Raw genomic sequence first — 18,143 nt, 5'->3', positions numbered from 1 at the left:
GCGATTCCGGAGGGCGGCGGGCCGGTGGCCCGTCGCCCTTCGGCATCAATTCCCGACCCCGCGCGATCCGGCCGGCTCCGCGACCACGTACGGCCGCGTGAGCCGGGGCTCTTGCGCGTGGTGTGCCGTCACGAGTACCCCGGTTCACCTCTCCCAGACCTTGAACGCCCGTACGCGATACGGGGTTCGGGGCGCCCAGGTGCCGCTGCCCGGATAGGTGTTGAACTCACCGGTCTCGGCGCACTCCGCCGATTGGTACGCGGTGACCGGCCGTCCCGTGCGGTTGGCGAGAGCCTGCGCGCTGCCCCCCTCCGGCAGCGCGACGCAGCTCTCGATGTCGATCCCCGCCAGCTCGTACACCTGACGAGTGCCGTGGAACTCCGCCCGCTCCCACAGGCAGAGCTCGCCCGGCCCGCAGCCGCCGAGCGTGGGCGGTGCGGCGGCCCCGGCGTGTGCGGGCGTGAGGATGACCGCGGCCAGTGCGGCTGCCAGGACGGTCGTGGGCATGGTCGTACGCATCTCTTCAACCCCCGTGTGATGTGGCGCGGTTGCGCAGGTCCTCGCTGCGCACCGCGGATCTTCTCTCCGAACTGTGGACCCGCGGGCCGGGCCGTCGGAAGGGGTGCGAAGGTGCGTCACCCTGATAGGCGAAAGCCCCCCAGATTGTCCCTGAGGGGCTTTCCCTGACAGCTCACTCCTGTCGCGTGCCGGACGTACCGCGTGCCGGACGTGCCGCGTGCCGGACGTGTCAGATGTGGCCCACGCCCGCGCCCGCCTCGGCGTTGACGCCCCGCTTCGTCAGGAACGCGACGAAGACGGCGACCGCGGCGACTCCGGTGGCGACCAGGCAGGCCAGGCCCATGCCCGACATGAAGGTCTCGTGCGCGACCGAGGTGATCTGGTCGGCGACCGGTGCCGGGGCCTTCGGCGGGACGGGCGCCACGCCGACCTGGACGGCCTCCGCGGCCTTGTCGAGCTGGGCCTCGCTGAGCGGCGGGAGCTTGGCCGCGGTCCAGTTGCCGGGCAGGTCGCTGTCGACCTTCGACGCCATGACGGCGCCGAGCACGGCCGTGCCGAGGCTGCCGCCGATCTGCATCGCGGCCTGCTGGAGACCGCCGGCGACGCCGGAGAGCTCCATCGGCGCGTTGCCCACGATGACCTCGGTGGCGCCGACCATCACCGGCGCGAGGCCGAGGCCGAGGAGCGCGAACCAGAGCGACATGAGGCCGCTGCCCGTGCCCGCCTCCAGCGTGGACATGCCGTACATGGCGACGGCGGTGCACAGCATGCCGCCCGCCAGCGGAATGCGCGGCCCCACCTTGGTGATCATGGCGCCCGCCAGCGGCGAGCCGACGATCATCATGCCGGTGAGCGGCAGCAGGTGCAGACCGCTGTCCACGGGGCTCATCCCGTGCACGTTCTGCAGGTAGAAGGTGACGAAGAAGAGGCCACCCATGAAGGCGATGGCCATGAGCACCATCAGGACCACGCCCGCGGAGAGCGGCACGGAGCGGAACAGGGCCAGCGGAATGAGTGGTTCCTTGACCTTCGTCTCCCACGCCGCGAAGAGCACGAAGCTCAGTACGGAGGCGCCGATGAACGTCCAGGTCATGCCGGAGCCCCAGCCCCACTCCGGGGCCTTGATGAGGGCCCAGACCAAACAGAACATGGCCGCCGAGAGCAGCGCGATGCCGAGGACGTCGAAGGACTTCGGCGCGTTCTCGGCGCGGTGGTCCTTGAGGATGACCAGGCCGAGCACAACGGCGATGACACCGACCGGCACGTTGATGAAGAAGACGGACTGCCAGCTGACGTGCTGGACGAGGAGGCCGCCGAGGATCGGACCGCCTGCCGTGGAGGCGCCGATCACCATGCCCCAGATGCCGATGGCCATGTTGAGCTTCTCGGCCGGGAACGTGGCGCGCAGCAGGCCGAGCGCGGCGGGCATGAGGAGGGCACCGAACAGGCCCTGGAGCACGCGGAAGGCGACCACCAGGGGGATGGTGTCCGAGAGGCCGATGGCGCCCGAGGCGGCGGCGAAGCCGACCACGCCTATGAGGAAGGTCTGCCGGTGCCCGAAGCGGTCACCGAGCTTGCCCGCGGTGATCAGCGCGACGGCCAGCGCCAGGAAGTACCCGTTGGTGATCCACTGCACCTCGGCGAAGGTGGCGCCGAGGTCCTTCTGGATGGCCGGGTTGGCTATCGCCACGATGGTGCCGTCAAGGGCGACCATCATCACGCCGATCGCGACGGCGAAGAGCGTCAGCCAGGGGTGGCCGCGGAGTCCCTCGGCAGGGGCCGGAGCGGGCCCGGGCTCCGGTGCCTCGTCCGCCTTGTCGACGGTGGTCTGACTAGTCATGCGTTCGAGGTTAGTGACAGCGGCTGACAGTTGACAAACAATTTCACTAGTCGGTCACTGTCAAGTGGCTCACCGGTAAGGTGAACTGGGAAAACGGCAGGGAAGAGGGCCATGGCGTGAAGACCACGCAGCGAGTGACGGACACCCCGGCGGCACACCTTGAGGCCCCGGACGCGTCCGCCGGACCCCCGAGACCGGGACTGCGCGAGCGCAAGAAGCAGCGCACCCGGAACGCCCTGCTGCGCGTGGCACTCGAACTCTTCACGACCCAGGGGTACGAGGAGACGACCGTCGACGAGATCGCCGAGGCCGTCGACGTCTCCCAGCGCACGTTCTTCCGGTACTTCGCCAACAAGCAGGAGGCCGCCTTCGCGGTCCAGGAGATGGTGGAGGCGCGGTTCGTCCGGGCGGTGCGCGACCGACCGGCCCACGAGGCCCCGCTGACGGCCCTGCGCGGCGCCGTCCTCGGCGCCTGGGAGGCGATGGGCCAGTCCATCGAGGAGGTCGTCCCGGTCGAACTCCACATGCGCACCTACCGGATGATCGAGTCGACGCCCTCCCTGCTCGCCGTACACCTGCGACGCTCCATCGAGATGGAGGAGGAGGTCGCCCGCGTCATCGCCGAGCGCGAGGGGCTCGACCTGGACAGCGATCCGCGCCCCCGGGTGGCGGTGGCCGCCCTGAGCGGCGTCATGCGGGTCACCGGGCGCCTGTGGGGCACCGGAGAGGACGCCAGCCTGCAATCGATCAGGGAGCTCACCGAGAAGTACCTCGACCACCTGGGGCCCGCCCTCGCGGAGGACTGGCACGCGCCCCGGCCCCGGCCCGAGGCGGCGGAACCGTCCAACGCTCGGGACGCGTCCACACGTTGAGCCGCGGCGCACGCACGCCGAGTCACGATCATTTCTGCCGCAGCATGCACAAATGTCGTCTACGGAGTGTGACCTAATGACTCAATATGCGCCCGCTTTGCCCCAATTACCCGTCAAGAAACGTGATCTGCCTCACGCGATGCACGGTAGGCATCACGGTTCTCCTAGGGTGTTCCGTAGTGACTTCCTTCGACTCCTCCCCTCAACTCAACGCCTGGCGCGCCCTGCTCGCCCTCGCCGTCGTGTTCGTCATGCTGGCGACCACGGGCTGGACCGCCGTGCGCCACAACAAGGGCGACGCCTCGCCTCTCGTGGCCGCACGCGCCGCCTGGGAGCACGGGCGCATCGGCGGGCGGGCGCTGCCCGACACCGACGCGTCCGCCGCCCGGCTCGCCCGCTTCTTCGCCTCGCTCGACGCGCGGCAGCGCGACCGCCTCGCCGCCCGCTACCCCCTCGCGGTCGGCAACATGAACGGCGCGCCCGCCACCCTGCGCTATCGCGCGAACCGCATCGCCCTGGGGCAGGCCCGCAAGATCGAGCGGCAGCGCATGCACGACAACCGCCTCTCCCCGCTGGGGCAGCAGGAGGCCGAGCGCAGGATGAAGCGGTTCGGGGTCATGATGCGCCCGGAACGCCAGGTCATCGCCTTCGATCCGATGGGCTCCGGCCGGATGGCCGAGGTCTTCGGAGACCTCGACAAGGCGCGCCGCGTATCCGTCATCGTGCCCGGAGTCGACACCAACGTACTGACGTTCGAGCGGACGTTCCGCAAGAACTCGGCGCCGGTGGGCATGGCGAAGTCGCTCTACCGCGCGGAGCGCTCGGTGAGCCCCCACACGCGTACCGCCGTGATCGCCTGGGCCGACTACACCGCGCCCGTCGGCATCGGGGTGGACGCGGCCACGGCCATGCGCGCCGAGGACGGGTCCAAGCGCCTCGACTCCATGGTGCGCGGCCTGCCCGGCCGCACTCCGGTCGCGCTGTACTGCCACAGCTACGGCTCCGTGGTGTGCGGTGTGGCCGCGCGGAAGCTGCCCGCCCGGGTCACCGACATCGCGGTGGCGGGCAGTCCCGGCATGCACGCCGACTCGGCGTCGCAGCTGGGTACGGGTGCCCGGATCTGGGCCACCCGGGACGGCGACGACTGGATCCAGGATGTGCCGAACATGGAATTCGGCGGGCTCGGCCACGGCGCCGACCCGGTGGCCGCGGGCTTCGGGGCGCGGGTGCTGTCCGCGGCCGGTGCGCGGGGGCACACCGGCTATTTCGAGCCGGGCACCGAGAGCCTGCGCAATTTCGCGGCAATCGGCACCGGTTCGTACGACTCGGTGCGCTGCGCGAGCGCGGACGACGCCTGCCGGAAGGGTTTTTCCGGCGCGGCAGCGGTCTGACGCGCGTAGAAATCGATGAAACAGCGGCCCGCCGCAGGAGGGACGGAGGCGCTCGTGCCGCCTACGATGAGCCGCATGGGTGACGTACTGGCCGGATTTCATGCCGCCTGGGAGTTCCAGTCCGACTCCGTGCTCATCCGCTTCGAACGGGGAATGCGCACGCCGAAGCTCTTCCAGGCCCTCGGTGAACGGCGCATCCCCCTTGAGGCGATCGCGGCGGTGACGCTCTCCCCCGGCAAACGCGGGACGGTGGTGCTGCACGCCGTGCCGAAGCCGGGTGCCGATCCGCTGATGGAGGCGGCGGGGGGCCAGCTCAAGGACGGCAGCGACCCCTACCGCCTCGTGCTGCCCGCCGAACGGGAGACGCTCGCCGAGTACTACGCGGACGAGCTCCGGGCACAGCTCCCCCCGGACGACGGCGAGCCCGCGGACCGCTACCTGGTGGCCCCTCCCGAGGCTCCTCTGCAGTTCAAGGCGTACGACGGCAAGGCGTCCTTCGACGGCAAGACGGTGTCCTTCCGCTGGTTCTGGACGGGCGCGTCGTCGGCGAAGTGGAAGGCCGGGGACCAGAGCTTCCTCGTCACCGACCTGAGCGGCATCGAATGGCGCTCCCCGGAGCTCTTCGAGGGCCATCTCCGGCTGCTGCGCCGCGACAGCCCCGTCGCGCAGCCCGGGCAGGCCGACCAGGATCCGGCGGCTGTCGTGTTCGGTCTCGGCTACGGCCCGGTCCACGAGTCGCTGCCGTTCGCCGCGTCGGTGCTCGCCGCGGTCCGGGCGTCGGGCCCGGCCCTGAACTCCGCCGGCGTCGGCGCGAGCGTCTCCGCGCCGCCGTCCGTGCGCCGCGATCCCGCGGACATCGCGGACCGGATCAGGCACCTGGGGGAACTGCACCAGGCCGGTCTGCTCACGGACGACGAGTTCACGATGAAGAAGGCCGAGCTGCTCGCGGAGCTCTGAGACGCGTCAGTCGTCAGGCACCAGGCGTCGGACACAGGCTCTCAGACCTCAGGTCCGCTCCGGCGCCTTACGGGCGGCGTCCGTGTAGACCTCGATCTTGTAGTCGAGGACGGCGAGGGTGTCCTGCAGCTCGGCTATGCGGTCGCGGACGTCGCGGCGGGTCCGCTCCAGGAGTTCCTGGCGCTCGCCGAAGGTGTGCTCGCCCGCGCGCACCAGCTCCGCGTAGCGGACCATGTCCGCCACCGGCATCCCGGTCAGACGCAACTTGCCGACCAGGGCGAGCCAGTCCAGGTCGCGGTTGCGGTAGCGGCGCTGGCCCGTGTGGGAGCGGTCGATGTGCGGCATCAGGCCGATCCGCTCGTACCACCGCAGCGTGTAGGCGCTCAGGCCGGTGTGGGCGGCGACTTCGCTGATCGTGTAGTGGTCCTGCCCGTTCGGGCTCGGGTGTGCGCCGGGCGCCCCGGCGCAGCTGGCGGGGCGGGCCTGCACGGTCCTGGTCTCCATCACCGTCATGCCCCTCACGCTATGACCTTGGAGTGCACTCCAGGCAACCGGATTCGGTGAAAAGCGGGAGACGTCTCATCTCTTGGTCGCTACGGTCCCGGGCATGAGCCTTGTACGCCGTGCCACGCCGGAGGATGCCGAGGAACTGATACGGCTGCGGCAGGTGATGATCGACTCGGTCTTCACCGCGCGCTCCGGGGGCCCGTCCGACACCGGTTGGCATGCCGAGTCGCTGCCGACCCTGCGGCGCAGGCTCGCGGAGAGCGACGGAGACTTCGCCGCGTTCGTCGTCGACCGTCCGGAGCGGCTCGGCGGACTCGCGGCGCTGGTGGCGGGGACGGTCGAGTACCGGATCGGGCGGGCGGGCAATCCGCACGGCCGGGTCGGCTGCGTCTTCAGCGTCGCCACCGACCCGGACCAGCGGCGCAAGGGGCACGCGCGGGCGGCCATGGAGGCGCTGCTCGACTGGTTCCGCGAGCGCGGGGTCGCAGGCGTGGACCTCAACGCGTCACCGGAGGCGGAGCCGCTCTACGCGTCGCTCGGCTTCGTCCGCAAGCCCGACCCCTCGATGCGGCTGAACCTGTAGGAACGCTTAGGCTCGGAGCCATGCAGAGCCTGGCGTTGATCGAGAACTGGCCGGTCCCCACCGCTGCCGCCGCCGTCGTCCGCGCGGACGGCACGGTGGCCGGGACCCATGGACCGACCGACCGGCGTTTCGCCCTCGCGTCGGTCACCAAGCTCCTCGCCTCGTACGCGGCCCTCGTCGCGTACGAGGAGGGGGCCGTGGAGCTCGACGAGCCCGCCGGGCCCGAGGGGTCGACGGTCCGGCACCTGCTCGCGCACACCAGCGGGCTCGCGTTCGACGAACACCGCACGACGTCGGCGCCGGGCACCCGGCGGCTGTACTCGAACGCGGGGTTCGAGGTGCTGGGCGACCACATCGCGAAGGCGACGGACATTCCCTTCGACGAGTACCTGCGGCAAGCGGTCCTGGTGCCGCTGGGGATGACGTCGACCTCGCTCGAAGGTGACCTCTCGCCCGCCAAGGACGGGGTGTCGACCGTCGACGACCTGGTGCGGTTCGCGGCGGAGGTGCAGGCTCCGCGGCTGCTCGACGCGCGGACCGTGGCCGCGGCGATGACCGTGACGTTCCCTGGCCTCAAGGGTGTACTGCCGGGGTACGGGCATCAGAACCCCAACGACTGGGGGCTCGGGTTCGAGATCCGGGACTCCAAGGCGCCGCACTGGACGGGAAGTTCGTCCTCGCCGCGGACGTTCGGGCACTTCGGGCAGGCGGGCACGTTCCTGTGGGTCGACCCGGACGCGGGGATGGCCTGCGTGGCGCTCACGGACCGGCCCTTCGGGCCGTGGGCGGTGGAGGTGTGGCCCGGGTTCACCGATGCGGTGCTCTCCGAGGGGGGTGGGTGAGGCGGCCACTCGCCGTGGCGGGGCGGTTGCTTGCCGGGTGCGGGCCGCCTTCGGCTGGTCGCGCAGTTCCCCGCGCCCCTGACTGCGCCCTCAAAGGGCGCTCGTCATCTCCCAGATCAGCAGTGTCGTGTCGGCTGATGCCAGGCCTTGCGGGCTCGTCTCCTCGGTGATCCGTGCCGAGTCGCCCGGGCCCAAACGGTCGTCGGCCAGGGTCAGTTCGCCGGTTGCCACGTGTACGTATACGTACGGTGCGTCCGGGAGTGCCAGGCGCTCGCCCGCCGCCGGGCGTCGTACATGCAGCAGGGCGCCCGCGGCCGGTACCGCGTACGGGGTCGAGTCGGCGATGCCGCGGACCACCTCGTAGGAGGGGTCGCCGCCCGGGGTGAGCGGGGCCAGCCACATCTGGACGAAGACCAGAGGGGCCGGGCCGTCGTTGCGTTCGACGTGGCGGACGCCGCCCGCGGCGGACAGGTGCTGTACGTCGCCGGGGCGGACCAGCGACTCGTGGCCCGTCGAGTCGCGGTGGGTCAGCTCCCCCTCGATCACCCAGGTCACGATCTCGGTGTGGCTGTGCGGGTGTTCGTCGAAGCCCGCGCCGGGCGCCAGACGCTCTTCGTTGCAGGCCAGGATCGCGCCGAAGCGGAGGTTGTCGGGGTCGTAGTGCGGCCCGAAGGACAGGGCGTGGAAGGACTCGATACCGGCCGCGCTCTCCCCGCCGCGGTACCGGTCGCCGGAGCGCCGTACATCAATCACGTACCCCACGGTAGGGCCTGTGCGGGCCCCGGCACCGCACGTCCCCGTCCCGATAAGGCAGTCTTGTCCCGTGCCCGAACCCTCAGCGAACGAAACCCCGCAGGAGTCCCAGGAGCCCCACCGGGAGCCCGGTCGGGACGCCCGCCGGACCGCTCACGCCCACGCCGCGACCCTGAAGCGCCTGGAGAAGTCGTCCGGGAGCCTGGCGGCGCAGGCCATCGCGCGGATGGACGAGACGCTGTCCTGGTACCGGGCGATGCCGCCGGAGAACCGCTCCTGGATCGGCCTGGTCGCGCAGGCCGGTATCGCCGCGTTCACCGAGTGGTTCCGGCGCCCGGACGCGCCCCAGGCCATTTCCACCGACGTCTTCGGCACCGCCCCCCGCGAGCTGACCAGGGCGATCACCCTGCGCCAGACGGTGGAGATGGTGCGTACGACGATCGAGGTGATGGAGTCCGCGATCGACGAGGTCGCGGCGCCCGGCGACGAGTCGGTGCTGCGTGAGGCCCTCCTCGTCTACGCCCGTGAGATCGCCTTCGCCACCGCGCAGGTGTACGCCCAGGCCGCCGAGGCACGCGGTGCCTGGGACGCCCGCCTTGAGTCGCTGGTCGTCAACGCGGTGCTTTCCGGGGAGGCCGACGAGGGCGCCGTCTCACGCGCCGCCGCCCTCGGATGGAACTCCCCCGAGCACGTCTGCGTGGTCCTCGGCACCGCACCCGACGGCGACAGCGAGCTCACCGTGGAGGCCATCCGCCGCGCCGCCCGGCACGCGAAGCTCCAGGTCCTCACCGGTGTGCTCGGCACCCGCCTGGTCGTCATCGCGGGCGGCAACGACAATCCGCTGCACGTGGCGAAGTCGCTGATCGGGCCGTACGCGGCCGGGCCCGTGGTGGCCGGGCCGATCGTCCCCGACCTGCTCGCCGCGACCCGCTCGGCACAGGCCGCGGCCGCCGGCCTCAAGGCGTGCGCCGCCTGGCAGGACGCCCCGCGCCCCGTCCTCGCGGACGATCTGCTGCCGGAGCGCGCCATGGCGGGGGATCCGGCGGCCCGCGTCCAGTTGGTGGAGGAGATCTACAGACCGCTGGAGGAGGCGGGCTCCGCGCTCCTGGAGACGCTCAGCGTCTATCTGGAGCAGGCGAGCAGCCTCGAAGGCGCGGCCCGGATGCTCTTCGTCCATCCCAATACCGTGCGCTACCGGCTCCGACGTGTGACTGACGTCACCGGCTGGTCACCTTCCGATGTGCGCTCCGCTTTCACGCTGCGCATCGCGCTCATCCTGGGGCGTCTGGCCGACGCGGATCCTCAGTCGTAGGGTTTTGTCGGCCCCCTACAATTCCCCCAGCCGTTCTTCGTCCCTGTCCCCACGGGCGGCCCCCACCGTCCACAAGAGAGAGTGTAAGAGTGCTCGTACTCGTCGCTCCCGGCCAAGGCGCTCAGTCGCCCGGCTTCCTGACCCCCTGGCTCGACCTCCCCGGCGCCGCCGACCGCCTCGCCGCCTGGTCCGACGCCATCGGGCTCGACCTCGCCCACTACGGCACCCAGGCCGACGCGGACGCCATCCGCGACACCGCGGTGGCCCAGCCGCTGCTCGTGGCCGCTGGACTGCTCTCCGCCGCGGCACTCGGTGACATCACGCCGGGCGCCGTCGCCGGACACAGCGTCGGTGAGATCACCGCCGCCGCGTACGCCGGTGTGCTCGGTGACGACGACGCGCTGCGTCTCGTGCGTAGGCGCGGCCTCGCCATGGCAGAGGCCGCCGCGGTCACCGAGACCGGCATGGCCGCGCTGCTCGGCGGCGACCCCGAGGTCACCGTCCCGCACCTGGAGAAGCTCGGCCTGACCCCGGCGAACGTGAACGGCGCGGGCCAGATCGTCGCCGCGGGCACCCTGGAGCAGCTCGCCGCCCTCGCGGAGGACAAGCCCGAGGGCGTCCGCAAGGTGATCGCCCTCAAGGTCGCGGGCGCGTTCCACACCGAGCACATGGCGCCCGCGGTGGCCGCGCTGGAGGAGGCCGCCAAGGACCTCGTCGTCGCCGACCCGCGCTTCGCCTACGTCTCCAACCGCGACGGCAGGACGGTCGCCGACGGCACCGAAGTGATCTCCCGCCTGGTCGGCCAGGTCGCCAACCCGGTCCGCTGGGACCTGTGCATGGAGACCTTCAAGGAGATGGGCGTGACGGCGCTGATCGAGGTGTGCCCCGGCGGCACCCTCACCGGTCTCGCCAAGCGCGCCCTGCCGGGCGTCACGACGCTCGCGGTGAAGACCCCCGACGATCTCGACGCGGCCCGTGCGCTCGTCGCCGAGCATTCCTAGCCGAGAGCTGACAAGGAGCCGTAGCGCATGTCGAAGATCAAGGCCAGTCAGGGCCATCCGTACGCGCGGATCATGGGTGTCGGCGGTTACCGTCCCACGCGCGTCGTGCCGAACGAGGTGATCCTGGAGACGATCGACTCGTCCGACGAATGGATCCGCTCCCGCTCCGGCATCGCGACCCGCCACTGGGCCTCCGACGAGGAGACCGTGGCCGCGATGTCCGTGGAGGCGGCGGGCAAGGCGATCGCCGACGCCGGCATCACGCCCGCGCAGATCGGTGCCGTGGTCGTCTCCACCGTCTCGCACTTCAAGCAGACCCCGGCCATCGCGACCGAGATCGCGGACAAGATCGGCGCGGGCAAGCCCGCCGCGTTCGACATCTCCGCGGGCTGCGCGGGGTTCGGCTACGGCCTGACGCTGGCCAAGGGCATGGTCGTCGAGGGCTCCGCCGAGTACGTCCTCGTCATCGGCGTGGAGCGGCTCAGCGACCTCACCGACCTGCACGACCGCGCGACGGCGTTCCTGTTCGGTGACGGCGCGGGCGCTGTGATCGTGGGCCCCTCCAAGGAGCCGAGGATCGGCCCGACGGTCTGGGGCTCGGAGGGCGACAAGTCCGAGACGATCAAGCAGACCGAGTCCTGGGACGTGTACCGCAACGGCGGTGCGCCTGCCAAGTACCCTGCCATCACGCAGGAAGGCCAGGCGGTCTTCCGCTGGGCCGTGTTCGAGATGGCGAAGGTCGCCCAGCAGGCGCTGGACGCGGCCGGAATCACCGCGGACGACCTGGATGTCTTCATTCCGCACCAGGCCAACGAGCGGATCATCGACTCGATGGTGAAGACTCTGAAACTGCCGGAACATGTCACGGTCGCCCGTGACGTGCGCACCACCGGCAACACCTCGGCCGCCTCGATCCCGCTCGCAATGGAGCGGCTCCTGGCGACCGGCGAGGCGAAGAGCGGCGACACCGCGCTCGTCATCGGCTTCGGGGCGGGTCTCGTGTACGCCGCCACGGTCGTTACCCTCCCCTAGGCATACCGTCCGGATCACCCGGTCCGTACGGCTGTAAAACCAACCTGCCGCTGCCGCGGCGGGCGCCACACCCTCTGGATACATAAGAAGGAGCGCCAACATGGCCGCCACTCAGGAAGAGATCGTCGCCGGTCTCGCGGAGATCGTGAACGAGATCGCCGGCATCCCGGTCGAGGACGTCCAGCTGGACAAGTCCTTCACCGACGACCTGGACGTCGACTCGCTGTCCATGGTCGAGGTCGTCGTCGCCGCCGAAGAGCGCTTCGACGTCAAGATCCCGGACGACGACGTCAAGAACCTCAAGACGGTCGGCGACGCGACCAAGTACATCCTCGAGCACCAGAACTGACCCAGCTCTGTCTGCTCTGTCGCCACCCGGCGGTGGCGCCGCTGATCCCCTCAACATCGTGGAGAAATTTCCTGTGAACTCGACCAATCGCACCGTGGTCGTCACCGGTATCGGCGCAACCACACCGCTGGGTGGCGACGCCGCGTCGACGTGGGAGGGCCTGCTCGCGGGCCGCTCCGGCGTCAGCGCGCTGGAGCAGGACTGGGCAGCCGAGCTGCCCGTCCGCATCGCCGGTCAGATCGCCGTGGAGCCGGGCGAGATCATTCCCCGGCCGCAGGCCCGCAAGCTGGACCGTTCGGCGCAGTTCGCGCTGATCGCGGCCAAGGAGGCCTGGGCGGACGCCGGCTACACCGCCAAGGCGGGCGAGGACTCCTCCGTGGACCCGCACCGCCTCGGCGCGGTCATCGCCTCCGGCATCGGCGGCGTGACCACCCTGCTCGACCAGTACGACGTGCTCAAGGAGAAGGGCGTACGCCGCGTCTCCCCGCACACCGTGCCGATGCTGATGCCCAACTCCCCGGCGGCCAACGTCGGCATCGAGCTGGGTGCCCAGGCGGGCGTCCACACCCCGGTGTCGGCCTGCGCCTCGGGCGCGGAGGCCATCGGTTACGCCGTAGAGATGATCCGCACCGGCCGCGCCGACGTCGTCGTCGCGGGCGGCACCGAGGCGGCGATCCACCCGCTGCCGATCGTCGCGTTCGGCAACATGATGGCGATGTCCAAGAACAACGACGACCCGCAGGGCGCCTCGCGTCCCTACGACGCGGACCGCAACGGTTTCGTGCTCGGCGAGGGCGCGGGCGTGATCGTCCTCGAGTCCGAGGAGCACGCCAAGGCCCGCGGCGCGAAGATCTACGCGGAGGCCGTCGGCCAGGGCATCTCGGCCGACGCCCACCACATCACGCAGCCCGAGCCGTCCGGCAACGGCATCGCCGCGGCGCTGCAGAACCTGATCGACACGACGGACCTGAAGCCCGCCGAGGTCGTGCACGTGAACGCGCACGCGACTTCGACGCCGCAGGGTGACGTCGCGGAGATCAAGGCGCTGCGCAAGGCGTTCGGCGACGACGTCGACCACATGGCGATCGCCAGCACCAAGTCGATGACGGGTCACCTGCTCGGCGGCGCGGGCGGCGTGGAGACCGTGGCCACGGTCCTCGCGCTGAAGCACCGCATCGCCCCGCCGACGATCAACATCGAGAACCTCGACCCCGAGGTGGACGCCGATGTCATCCGTGACACGGCCCGCCCGCTGCCCGAGGGCAGGATCGCGGCGCTGAACGACTCGTTCGGCTTCGGCGGCCACAACGTCGTCCTGGCGTTCCGGACCGTCTGAGTCTGTCGTACCTGTCTGAGTGTCTGCCGTACGCAAGCGAATGGGCCCCCACCATCCGGTGGGGGCCCATTCGCGTCACGTCACACCACTTGGTGCAGCCACCGCACGGGCGCGCCCTCGCCCGCGTACCTGAAGGGCTCGAGCTCGTCGTCCCAGGGCTTGCCCAGAAGCTTGGCCAGCTCGGCCGCCAGGTCGCTCTCGCCGCGCTGCGAGCGGGCGAGCGCGGCGCGCAACCGGTCCTCGGGGATCAGGATGTCGCCGTGGATGCCGGTGACGGCGTGGTAGATGCCGAGCTCGGGCGTGGCGCTGTAGCGCTCTCCCTCGGCGCTCGCGCAGGGCTCCGCCGTGACCTCGAAGCGCAGCAGGTCCCAGCCGCGCAGGGCGGAGGCGAGCTTGGACGCGGTGCCCACCGAGCCCTGCCAGGAGAATTCGGATCTCCAGGTGCCCGGCGCCGCGGGCTGCCTGATCCAGTCGAGGCTCACGCGCGCGCCGAGCACGCCCGCGACGGCCCACTCGACGTGTGGGCACAGCGCGCGCGGAGCGGAGTGCACGTACAGAACTCCACGTGTCGTCACCGGGACCTCCAGTGTGGGTCGAGGTTCGCCTTCCCCGGCGGCCTCGCGCCCGTGCCGAGCAGTTTTCCCAAATACTAGATAAAACTGGGAAAAGGGGACAGATGTGACGTGATGTAATTTAGCGGAACCACTGCAGCGGGGCGCCACCGGGTGGGCCACCCGCCCTGTCGCTGCCGTGACAGCGGCGGCCCGGCGGCTACGGGCCGAGGCTACCGTGCGGCGGCGCAAGGAGTGTGACGTACGGTCGGTCCGAAGGCCAGGAAGCTCCGACCTTTCACCCGGCGGGGCGCAACCCCGGCCGCACGCATGACGTCACGTTGAACGACAGAGGGGAGCAGGGGATGCGGATCCGCAGGCACCGCTCGCGCGCCGGGGTCGCTATGGCGACGGCGGCCCTTCTGTGCGGCGGGGCGCTCACCGCGTGCGACGCGCAGGGCGACAACTCCTCGGCGCCGGGCGGGCCACCGGCCCACGGCAAGCCGTCCCCCACGCCTACGCCCGTCTGGGACACCTCGCCCCGCTCGCTTGCCGCCGTCGGCGACTCCATCACCCGCGGCTTCGACGCCTGCTCGGTGCTCGCCGACTGCCCCGAGGCGTCCTGGGCGACCGGGACCGACGGCGAGGTCAACAGCCTGGCGACGCGGCTGCTCGGGAAGGGGCGGGCCGCCTCGCACAGTTGGAACCACGCGAAGACCGGGGCGCGCATGGCGGATCTCGCCGGCCAGATCGAGCAGGCCGCCGCCGAGCGCCCCGAACTGGTGACGGTGATGACGGGCGCCAACGACGCCTGCCGCCCCTCGGCCGCCTCGATGACCCCGGTCGCGCAGTTCCGCGCCGACTTCGAGGACGCGATGCGCACGCTCCGCCGCGAGCTGCCGAAGGCGCAGGTGTACGTGGCGTCCGTGCCGGATCTCAAGAGGCTCTGGTCCCAGGGGCGGGCCAATCCGCTGGGCAAGCAGGTGTGGAAGCTGGGCATCTGCGCCTCGATGCTGGCCGACCCGGACGACCTCGACGCCAGGGCGACGCAGCGGCGCGACACGGTGCGGGATCGCGTGGTCGCGTACAACAAGGTCCTCGAAGAGGTGTGCGACAAGGACCGGCGTTGCCGTTACGACGGCGGGGCGGTCTTCGACTACCGCTTCGACGGTGACCAGTTGAGCCACTGGGACTGGTTCCACCCCAGCAAGAACGGGCAGTCGCGGCTGGCCGAGCTCGCCTATCGACAGGTGACGTCGCGCAAGCGGGTGGCTTGAGCAGGCTGCTTGAGCGGGTGGCTCAACGGCGGTGGTCCTACCTGGGCGGGGCGACGGCGGCGACGACCTCGACCTCGACCAGCGCCCGCGGCGGGACGAGCCGTGAGACCGCGACGGTGGTGCTGGTGGGCGGAGTCCCGGTGAGGAACTCCTTGCGGACGGCCGCGTAGTCGGCGAAGCCGTCCATGTCGGTGAGGAACGTACGGATGTTGATGATGTCGTCGAGTCCCGCGCCGTGCGCCTCGAGCAGACGCTTCAGGGCGTCGAAGACACCGCGGGTCTGGGCGGCCATGCCGTCGCCCTCGGCGCACTGGCCCGAGACGTACAACAGCACGCCGCCGTCGGCGTGTTCGACGCGGGCGACCTGCGAGTAGGGGCCGAAGGGCTGCGGGGCGGAGGCGGGGTTGTCGATGGTGATCCGCATCGGGCGGGCGTGGCGGGTGCGGATGTGGGTGACGGCGCGGGCGACGTCCTCGTGGACGACGTCGGGGTCGGCGGCAGCTGCCTCGAAGTGGCCCAACACCGCTTCCATCATCGGAAGTCGAGCCGACTCCGTGGCGAGGGTGATGTCCTTGACGGCGAGATCGCTGCCGAAGTGCACGCCGGTCGCGAAGGCGCGGGCGACGGCGCCGCCGAGCGGCCCCGCGGCGAGGGCGTCCTTGGCGGTGGCCTCGTCGAGGCCGAGCGCGTCGGCGAGTTTCATGGCCTCGGCGACCAGGCCCACACCGCCGATGACGGCGGTGTTCACGACGAGCTTGAGCGCGGCGCCGGAGCCGAGGGCGCCGGTGCGGGTGACGGGCCCGAAGCGGGCGAGTACGTGCTCGACGCCGGCCGCGTCGCCGCCCGCGAGGATGCCGAGCCGCCCCTCGGCGGCCTTGTCGGTACTGCCCATGACGGGGGCGTCGACGAGGGTGACACCGGCGGGGACGCGGCCCGCCAACTCCCTTACGACATCGGGTCCGACGGTCGACATCTCCACCCAGTACGCGCCGGGGCGCAGCGCGGGGACGAGGGCGTCGGCGACCGTGCGCACGGCGTCGGGGCCTGCGAGCATCGTGATGACGACGTCGGCCTCGCGCACGGCGTCGGCGGGGCTCGCGGCGGCCTCGGCACCCGTCGCGACGAGCGGTCCGGCCTTCTCCGGGGTGCGGTTCCAAACCTTCAACGGGTGTCCTGCGGCGAGCAGTTGACGCGCCATTGGTTCGCCCATGCGGCCGAGTCCGAGGAATGCGATCTTTTCCATGCCGCCGACGCTAGGCCCGGACACGGGATGCGACAAGCGAATGTCTAGCATGCGAGCCATGCCGAACCCGCATGCCGCACGGAGAGCGGACGCGCCGCCGCACTCGCCGCCACCCCTGTCGCCATCCCCGCCATCCCCGCCATCCCCGCCATCCTCACCGCCGGAGCTGTCGACCGTCTGGCTGCGGACCTTCGTCGAGGTGACCCGGCACGGGTCGTTCACGGTGGCCGCGCGGGAGCTGGGCTGGACGCAGTCCGCCGTGTCCCGGCAGGTCTCCGCTCTCGAGTCGGCGCTGGGCGGGGCGCCGCTCTTCGACAGGCTGCCACGCGGGGTGCGTCCGACCGCGCAGGGGCGGGCGCTGCTCCCGCACGCGCACGAGATCCTGAACCGACTGGGCTCCATGGGCCGGGAGTTGGCGGCACTGCGGGAGGCAGCGGGCGGACCGCTGCGGGTCGGGGCGTTCGCGACGGCGGACGCGGGGCTCGTGCCCCGGGCGATCGCGGCCTTCCGCACCCGCCACCCCCAGGTGACCCTGACCCGCGAGGAGGGCCTGACGGCCGATCTCCTCGCCCGCCTCGCGGAGGGCGAGCTCGACCTGGCGGTGGTGTCGACGACGGGTGGCGCACTGCCCGGCGAGGCGTACGAGCTGCACCACCTGCTCGACGAGGCGCTGTACGTCGCGCTGCCCGCGGGCCACGCGCTGGCGGCCGAGCCGGAGCTGCGCCTGAGCCGGCTCGCCGCCGAGCCGTGGATAGCGGGCGGCCCCGGCGGCGAGGGAACCCTCCTCGGCCCGGCACTCCGCCACGGCTTCCGGCCCCGCGTCGCACACGTCGTCGCGGAGTGGACCGCGAAACAGGGCTACGTGGCGGCGGGCCTCGGCGTCACCCTCGTACCGGCGCTCGCGGCGGAGGGCGTACGGCCGGACATCGCGCTGGTTCCCGTACGGGACGAGGGCCTGCCAAGCCGGACGGTGTACGCGGCGACGGCGCGGGGCCTGACTCCGGCACCGGCGACGAGCCCGTTCCTGCGGGCGCTCAGGGAGGCGGCGCGGGGGTCGCTCGGTCCACGCGGACGTGGAGGTGCCCCTCTCCCGGACAGTCGGGCGGGAAGGGCGGCAGTACGGAGTGCATGACGTAGCCGCACTTCTGGGCGACGCGGCAGGAACCGCGGTTGGCGGCGGCGTGGAGAAGTTCGAGGCGGCCGGGCGGCAGCGCGCGTCGCGTGGCGAACGCCCAGCGGGAGACCGCTTCCAGGGCGCGCGGGGCGACGCCCTTGCCGCGGGCCTCGGGCACGGTCCAGTACCCCACCTCCGAGGCGGCACCGGACCGCGAACCGTCCGGCCGCACCTTGAGCGTCACGTGTCCCAGGAGGCGGTCGGCCCCGGCTACCGGTCCGGCATCGGCATCGGCATCGGCATCGGCATCGGCATCGGCATCGATCACAGCGAAGCTGAAGCGGGTGCCGTCGGCCCACGCCTCGCCCTGCGCGTCGATCCAGCGGCGCGCCTCGGTCGCGTTCGTCAGGTCCGTCACGAGCCAGCGGCGCATGACCGGGTCGCGGTGGGCCGCGAGGAGGGCGGGGGCGTCACGGGGGTGCCATGGGCGGAGGGTCAACCCCGGTGCGGTCGGGCCGGGTTGGGCTACCGGCGTCTCGACCTCGGCCTCGGTCACAGTCTCGGTCTCCGTCACCTGGCCTCTTCCCCCTGTCCGTCACGCGCACGCGCCGTTCGCGCGCTTCTCGGGCCCGACCCTACGTAACGGATCGAGCGAAGGGCACCG

At 71.5% G+C, this 18,143-nt stretch carries 19 protein-coding genes; 12 read left to right on the top strand and 7 right to left on the bottom strand.

Features of this window, described 5'->3' with window-relative positions; all coding sequences use genetic code 11:
• Positions 1 to 144: 144 nt before the first annotated feature.
• Together AC07DI_RS20315 and AC07DI_RS20310 are read right to left on the bottom strand one after the other, a co-directional pair.
• Positions 145 to 519, bottom strand: a complete 375-nt coding sequence (locus AC07DI_RS20315) for a peptidase inhibitor family I36 protein (protein ID WP_478905478.1) — start codon at positions 517 to 519, stop codon at positions 145 to 147.
• Between the two features lie 229 nt (positions 520 to 748).
• Positions 749 to 2,359, bottom strand: a complete 1,611-nt coding sequence (locus AC07DI_RS20310) for an MFS transporter (RefSeq protein WP_478905477.1) — start codon at positions 2,357 to 2,359, stop codon at positions 749 to 751.
• A 134-nt stretch (positions 2,360 to 2,493) separates the two neighbouring features.
• Between AC07DI_RS20310 and AC07DI_RS20305 the strand changes: the two genes are divergently transcribed.
• The 3 genes from AC07DI_RS20305 (at position 2,494) to AC07DI_RS20295 (ending at position 5,579) form a co-directional block, all read left to right on the top strand.
• Positions 2,494 to 3,231 carry a TetR family transcriptional regulator gene (locus tag AC07DI_RS20305; protein WP_478905560.1) on the top strand — a complete coding sequence of 246 codons (738 nt, stop codon included), beginning with the start codon at positions 2,494 to 2,496 and terminating at the stop codon, positions 3,229 to 3,231.
• A gap of 179 nt (positions 3,232 to 3,410) precedes the next feature.
• Positions 3,411 to 4,622, top strand: a complete 1,212-nt coding sequence (locus AC07DI_RS20300; protein ID WP_478905476.1) for an alpha/beta hydrolase — start codon at positions 3,411 to 3,413, stop codon at positions 4,620 to 4,622.
• 75 nt (positions 4,623 to 4,697) lie between these two features.
• On the top strand, positions 4,698 to 5,579 hold the full coding sequence (locus AC07DI_RS20295; protein ID WP_384259669.1) for a DUF4429 domain-containing protein: 882 nt from the start codon (positions 4,698 to 4,700) through the stop codon (positions 5,577 to 5,579).
• 48 nt (positions 5,580 to 5,627) lie between these two features.
• On the opposite strand, the gene AC07DI_RS20290 is transcribed toward AC07DI_RS20295, so the two are convergent.
• Complete coding sequence (locus AC07DI_RS20290) at positions 5,628 to 6,092, bottom strand: MerR family transcriptional regulator (RefSeq protein ID WP_478905475.1); 465 nt, start codon at positions 6,090 to 6,092, stop codon at positions 5,628 to 5,630.
• A 94-nt stretch (positions 6,093 to 6,186) separates the two neighbouring features.
• Between AC07DI_RS20290 and AC07DI_RS20285 the strand changes: the two genes are divergently transcribed.
• Together AC07DI_RS20285 and AC07DI_RS20280 are read left to right on the top strand one after the other, a co-directional pair.
• Positions 6,187 to 6,669, top strand: a complete 483-nt coding sequence (locus AC07DI_RS20285) for a GNAT family N-acetyltransferase (RefSeq protein WP_478905474.1) — start codon at positions 6,187 to 6,189, stop codon at positions 6,667 to 6,669.
• Positions 6,670 to 6,689: 20 nt separating this feature from the next.
• On the top strand, positions 6,690 to 7,511 hold the full coding sequence (locus tag AC07DI_RS20280; protein WP_478905473.1) for a serine hydrolase domain-containing protein: 822 nt from the start codon (positions 6,690 to 6,692) through the stop codon (positions 7,509 to 7,511).
• Positions 7,512 to 7,601: 90 nt separating this feature from the next.
• Here the strand turns inward: AC07DI_RS20280 and AC07DI_RS20275 are convergent, their stop codons facing one another.
• Positions 7,602 to 8,264, bottom strand: a complete 663-nt coding sequence (locus tag AC07DI_RS20275; RefSeq protein ID WP_478905472.1) for a pirin family protein — start codon at positions 8,262 to 8,264, stop codon at positions 7,602 to 7,604.
• Positions 8,265 to 8,436: 172 nt separating this feature from the next.
• Between AC07DI_RS20275 and fasR the strand changes: the two genes are divergently transcribed.
• The 5 genes from fasR (at position 8,437) to fabF (ending at position 13,294) form a co-directional block, all read left to right on the top strand.
• A complete protein-coding gene (gene fasR, locus AC07DI_RS20270; RefSeq protein ID WP_478905559.1) occupies positions 8,437 to 9,576 on the top strand; it encodes a fatty acid biosynthesis transcriptional regulator FasR in 1,140 nt (379 codons plus the stop codon).
• Between the two features lie 89 nt (positions 9,577 to 9,665).
• Positions 9,666 to 10,577, top strand: coding sequence for an ACP S-malonyltransferase (locus AC07DI_RS20265; protein WP_384259684.1), 912 nt, complete (start codon positions 9,666 to 9,668; stop codon positions 10,575 to 10,577).
• A 27-nt stretch (positions 10,578 to 10,604) separates the two neighbouring features.
• Positions 10,605 to 11,609, top strand: a complete 1,005-nt coding sequence (locus AC07DI_RS20260; protein WP_478905471.1) for a beta-ketoacyl-ACP synthase 3 — start codon at positions 10,605 to 10,607, stop codon at positions 11,607 to 11,609.
• Positions 11,610 to 11,709: 100 nt separating this feature from the next.
• Positions 11,710 to 11,958, top strand: coding sequence for an acyl carrier protein (locus AC07DI_RS20255; RefSeq protein WP_030777934.1), 249 nt, complete (start codon positions 11,710 to 11,712; stop codon positions 11,956 to 11,958).
• Between the two features lie 73 nt (positions 11,959 to 12,031).
• Positions 12,032 to 13,294, top strand: a complete 1,263-nt coding sequence (gene fabF / locus AC07DI_RS20250; protein WP_478905470.1) for a beta-ketoacyl-ACP synthase II — start codon at positions 12,032 to 12,034, stop codon at positions 13,292 to 13,294.
• 80 nt (positions 13,295 to 13,374) lie between these two features.
• On the opposite strand, the gene AC07DI_RS20245 is transcribed toward fabF, so the two are convergent.
• Positions 13,375 to 13,869, bottom strand: coding sequence for a DUF3145 domain-containing protein (locus AC07DI_RS20245; RefSeq protein ID WP_356261936.1), 495 nt, complete (start codon positions 13,867 to 13,869; stop codon positions 13,375 to 13,377).
• Between the two features lie 341 nt (positions 13,870 to 14,210).
• On the opposite strand from AC07DI_RS20245, the gene AC07DI_RS20240 reads away from it, so the two are divergent.
• Positions 14,211 to 15,122 carry an SGNH/GDSL hydrolase family protein gene (locus AC07DI_RS20240; protein WP_478905469.1) on the top strand — a complete coding sequence of 304 codons (912 nt, stop codon included), beginning with the start codon at positions 14,211 to 14,213 and terminating at the stop codon, positions 15,120 to 15,122.
• Between the two features lie 37 nt (positions 15,123 to 15,159).
• Here AC07DI_RS20240 and AC07DI_RS20235 read toward each other — a convergent pair whose 3' ends face one another.
• The gene (locus tag AC07DI_RS20235; RefSeq protein ID WP_478905468.1) at positions 15,160 to 16,365 is read right to left on the bottom strand and encodes an NAD(P)-binding domain-containing protein; all 1,206 of its coding nucleotides are present in this window, start codon (positions 16,363 to 16,365) and stop codon (positions 15,160 to 15,162) included.
• A 166-nt stretch (positions 16,366 to 16,531) separates the two neighbouring features.
• Here AC07DI_RS20235 and AC07DI_RS20230 point away from each other — a divergent pair, with 166 nt between their 5' ends.
• Positions 16,532 to 17,497, top strand: a complete 966-nt coding sequence (locus AC07DI_RS20230) for a LysR family transcriptional regulator (RefSeq protein ID WP_478905558.1) — start codon at positions 16,532 to 16,534, stop codon at positions 17,495 to 17,497.
• On the opposite strand, the gene AC07DI_RS20225 is transcribed toward AC07DI_RS20230, so the two are convergent.
• A complete protein-coding gene (locus AC07DI_RS20225) occupies positions 17,400 to 18,053 on the bottom strand; it encodes a GNAT family N-acetyltransferase (protein WP_478905467.1) in 654 nt (217 codons plus the stop codon). The genes AC07DI_RS20230 and AC07DI_RS20225 overlap by 98 nt on opposite strands.
• Positions 18,054 to 18,143: the final 90 nt, after the last annotated feature.

It is taken from the genome of Streptomyces sp. NPDC044106, from assembly GCF_056433985.1.
This window is presented reverse-complemented; position numbering and strand designations above follow the sequence as displayed.

Coding starts and splice junctions, on each gene's coding strand:
- AC07DI_RS20240 (WP_478905469.1), top strand. CDS start 14,211: ATGCGGATCCGCAGGCACCGCTCGCGCGCCGGGGTCGCTATGGCGACG.
- AC07DI_RS20295 (WP_384259669.1), top strand. CDS start 4,698: ATGGGTGACGTACTGGCCGGATTTCATGCCGCCTGGGAGTTCCAGTCC.
- AC07DI_RS20290 (WP_478905475.1), bottom strand. CDS start 6,092: ATGACGGTGATGGAGACCAGGACCGTGCAGGCCCGCCCCGCCAGCTGC.
- AC07DI_RS20280 (WP_478905473.1), top strand. CDS start 6,690: ATGCAGAGCCTGGCGTTGATCGAGAACTGGCCGGTCCCCACCGCTGCC.
- AC07DI_RS20260 (WP_478905471.1), top strand. CDS start 10,605: ATGTCGAAGATCAAGGCCAGTCAGGGCCATCCGTACGCGCGGATCATG.
- AC07DI_RS20255 (WP_030777934.1), top strand. CDS start 11,710: ATGGCCGCCACTCAGGAAGAGATCGTCGCCGGTCTCGCGGAGATCGTG.
- AC07DI_RS20315 (WP_478905478.1), bottom strand. CDS start 519: ATGCGTACGACCATGCCCACGACCGTCCTGGCAGCCGCACTGGCCGCG.
- AC07DI_RS20310 (WP_478905477.1), bottom strand. CDS start 2,359: ATGACTAGTCAGACCACCGTCGACAAGGCGGACGAGGCACCGGAGCCC.
- AC07DI_RS20285 (WP_478905474.1), top strand. CDS start 6,187: ATGAGCCTTGTACGCCGTGCCACGCCGGAGGATGCCGAGGAACTGATA.
- AC07DI_RS20235 (WP_478905468.1), bottom strand. CDS start 16,365: ATGGAAAAGATCGCATTCCTCGGACTCGGCCGCATGGGCGAACCAATG.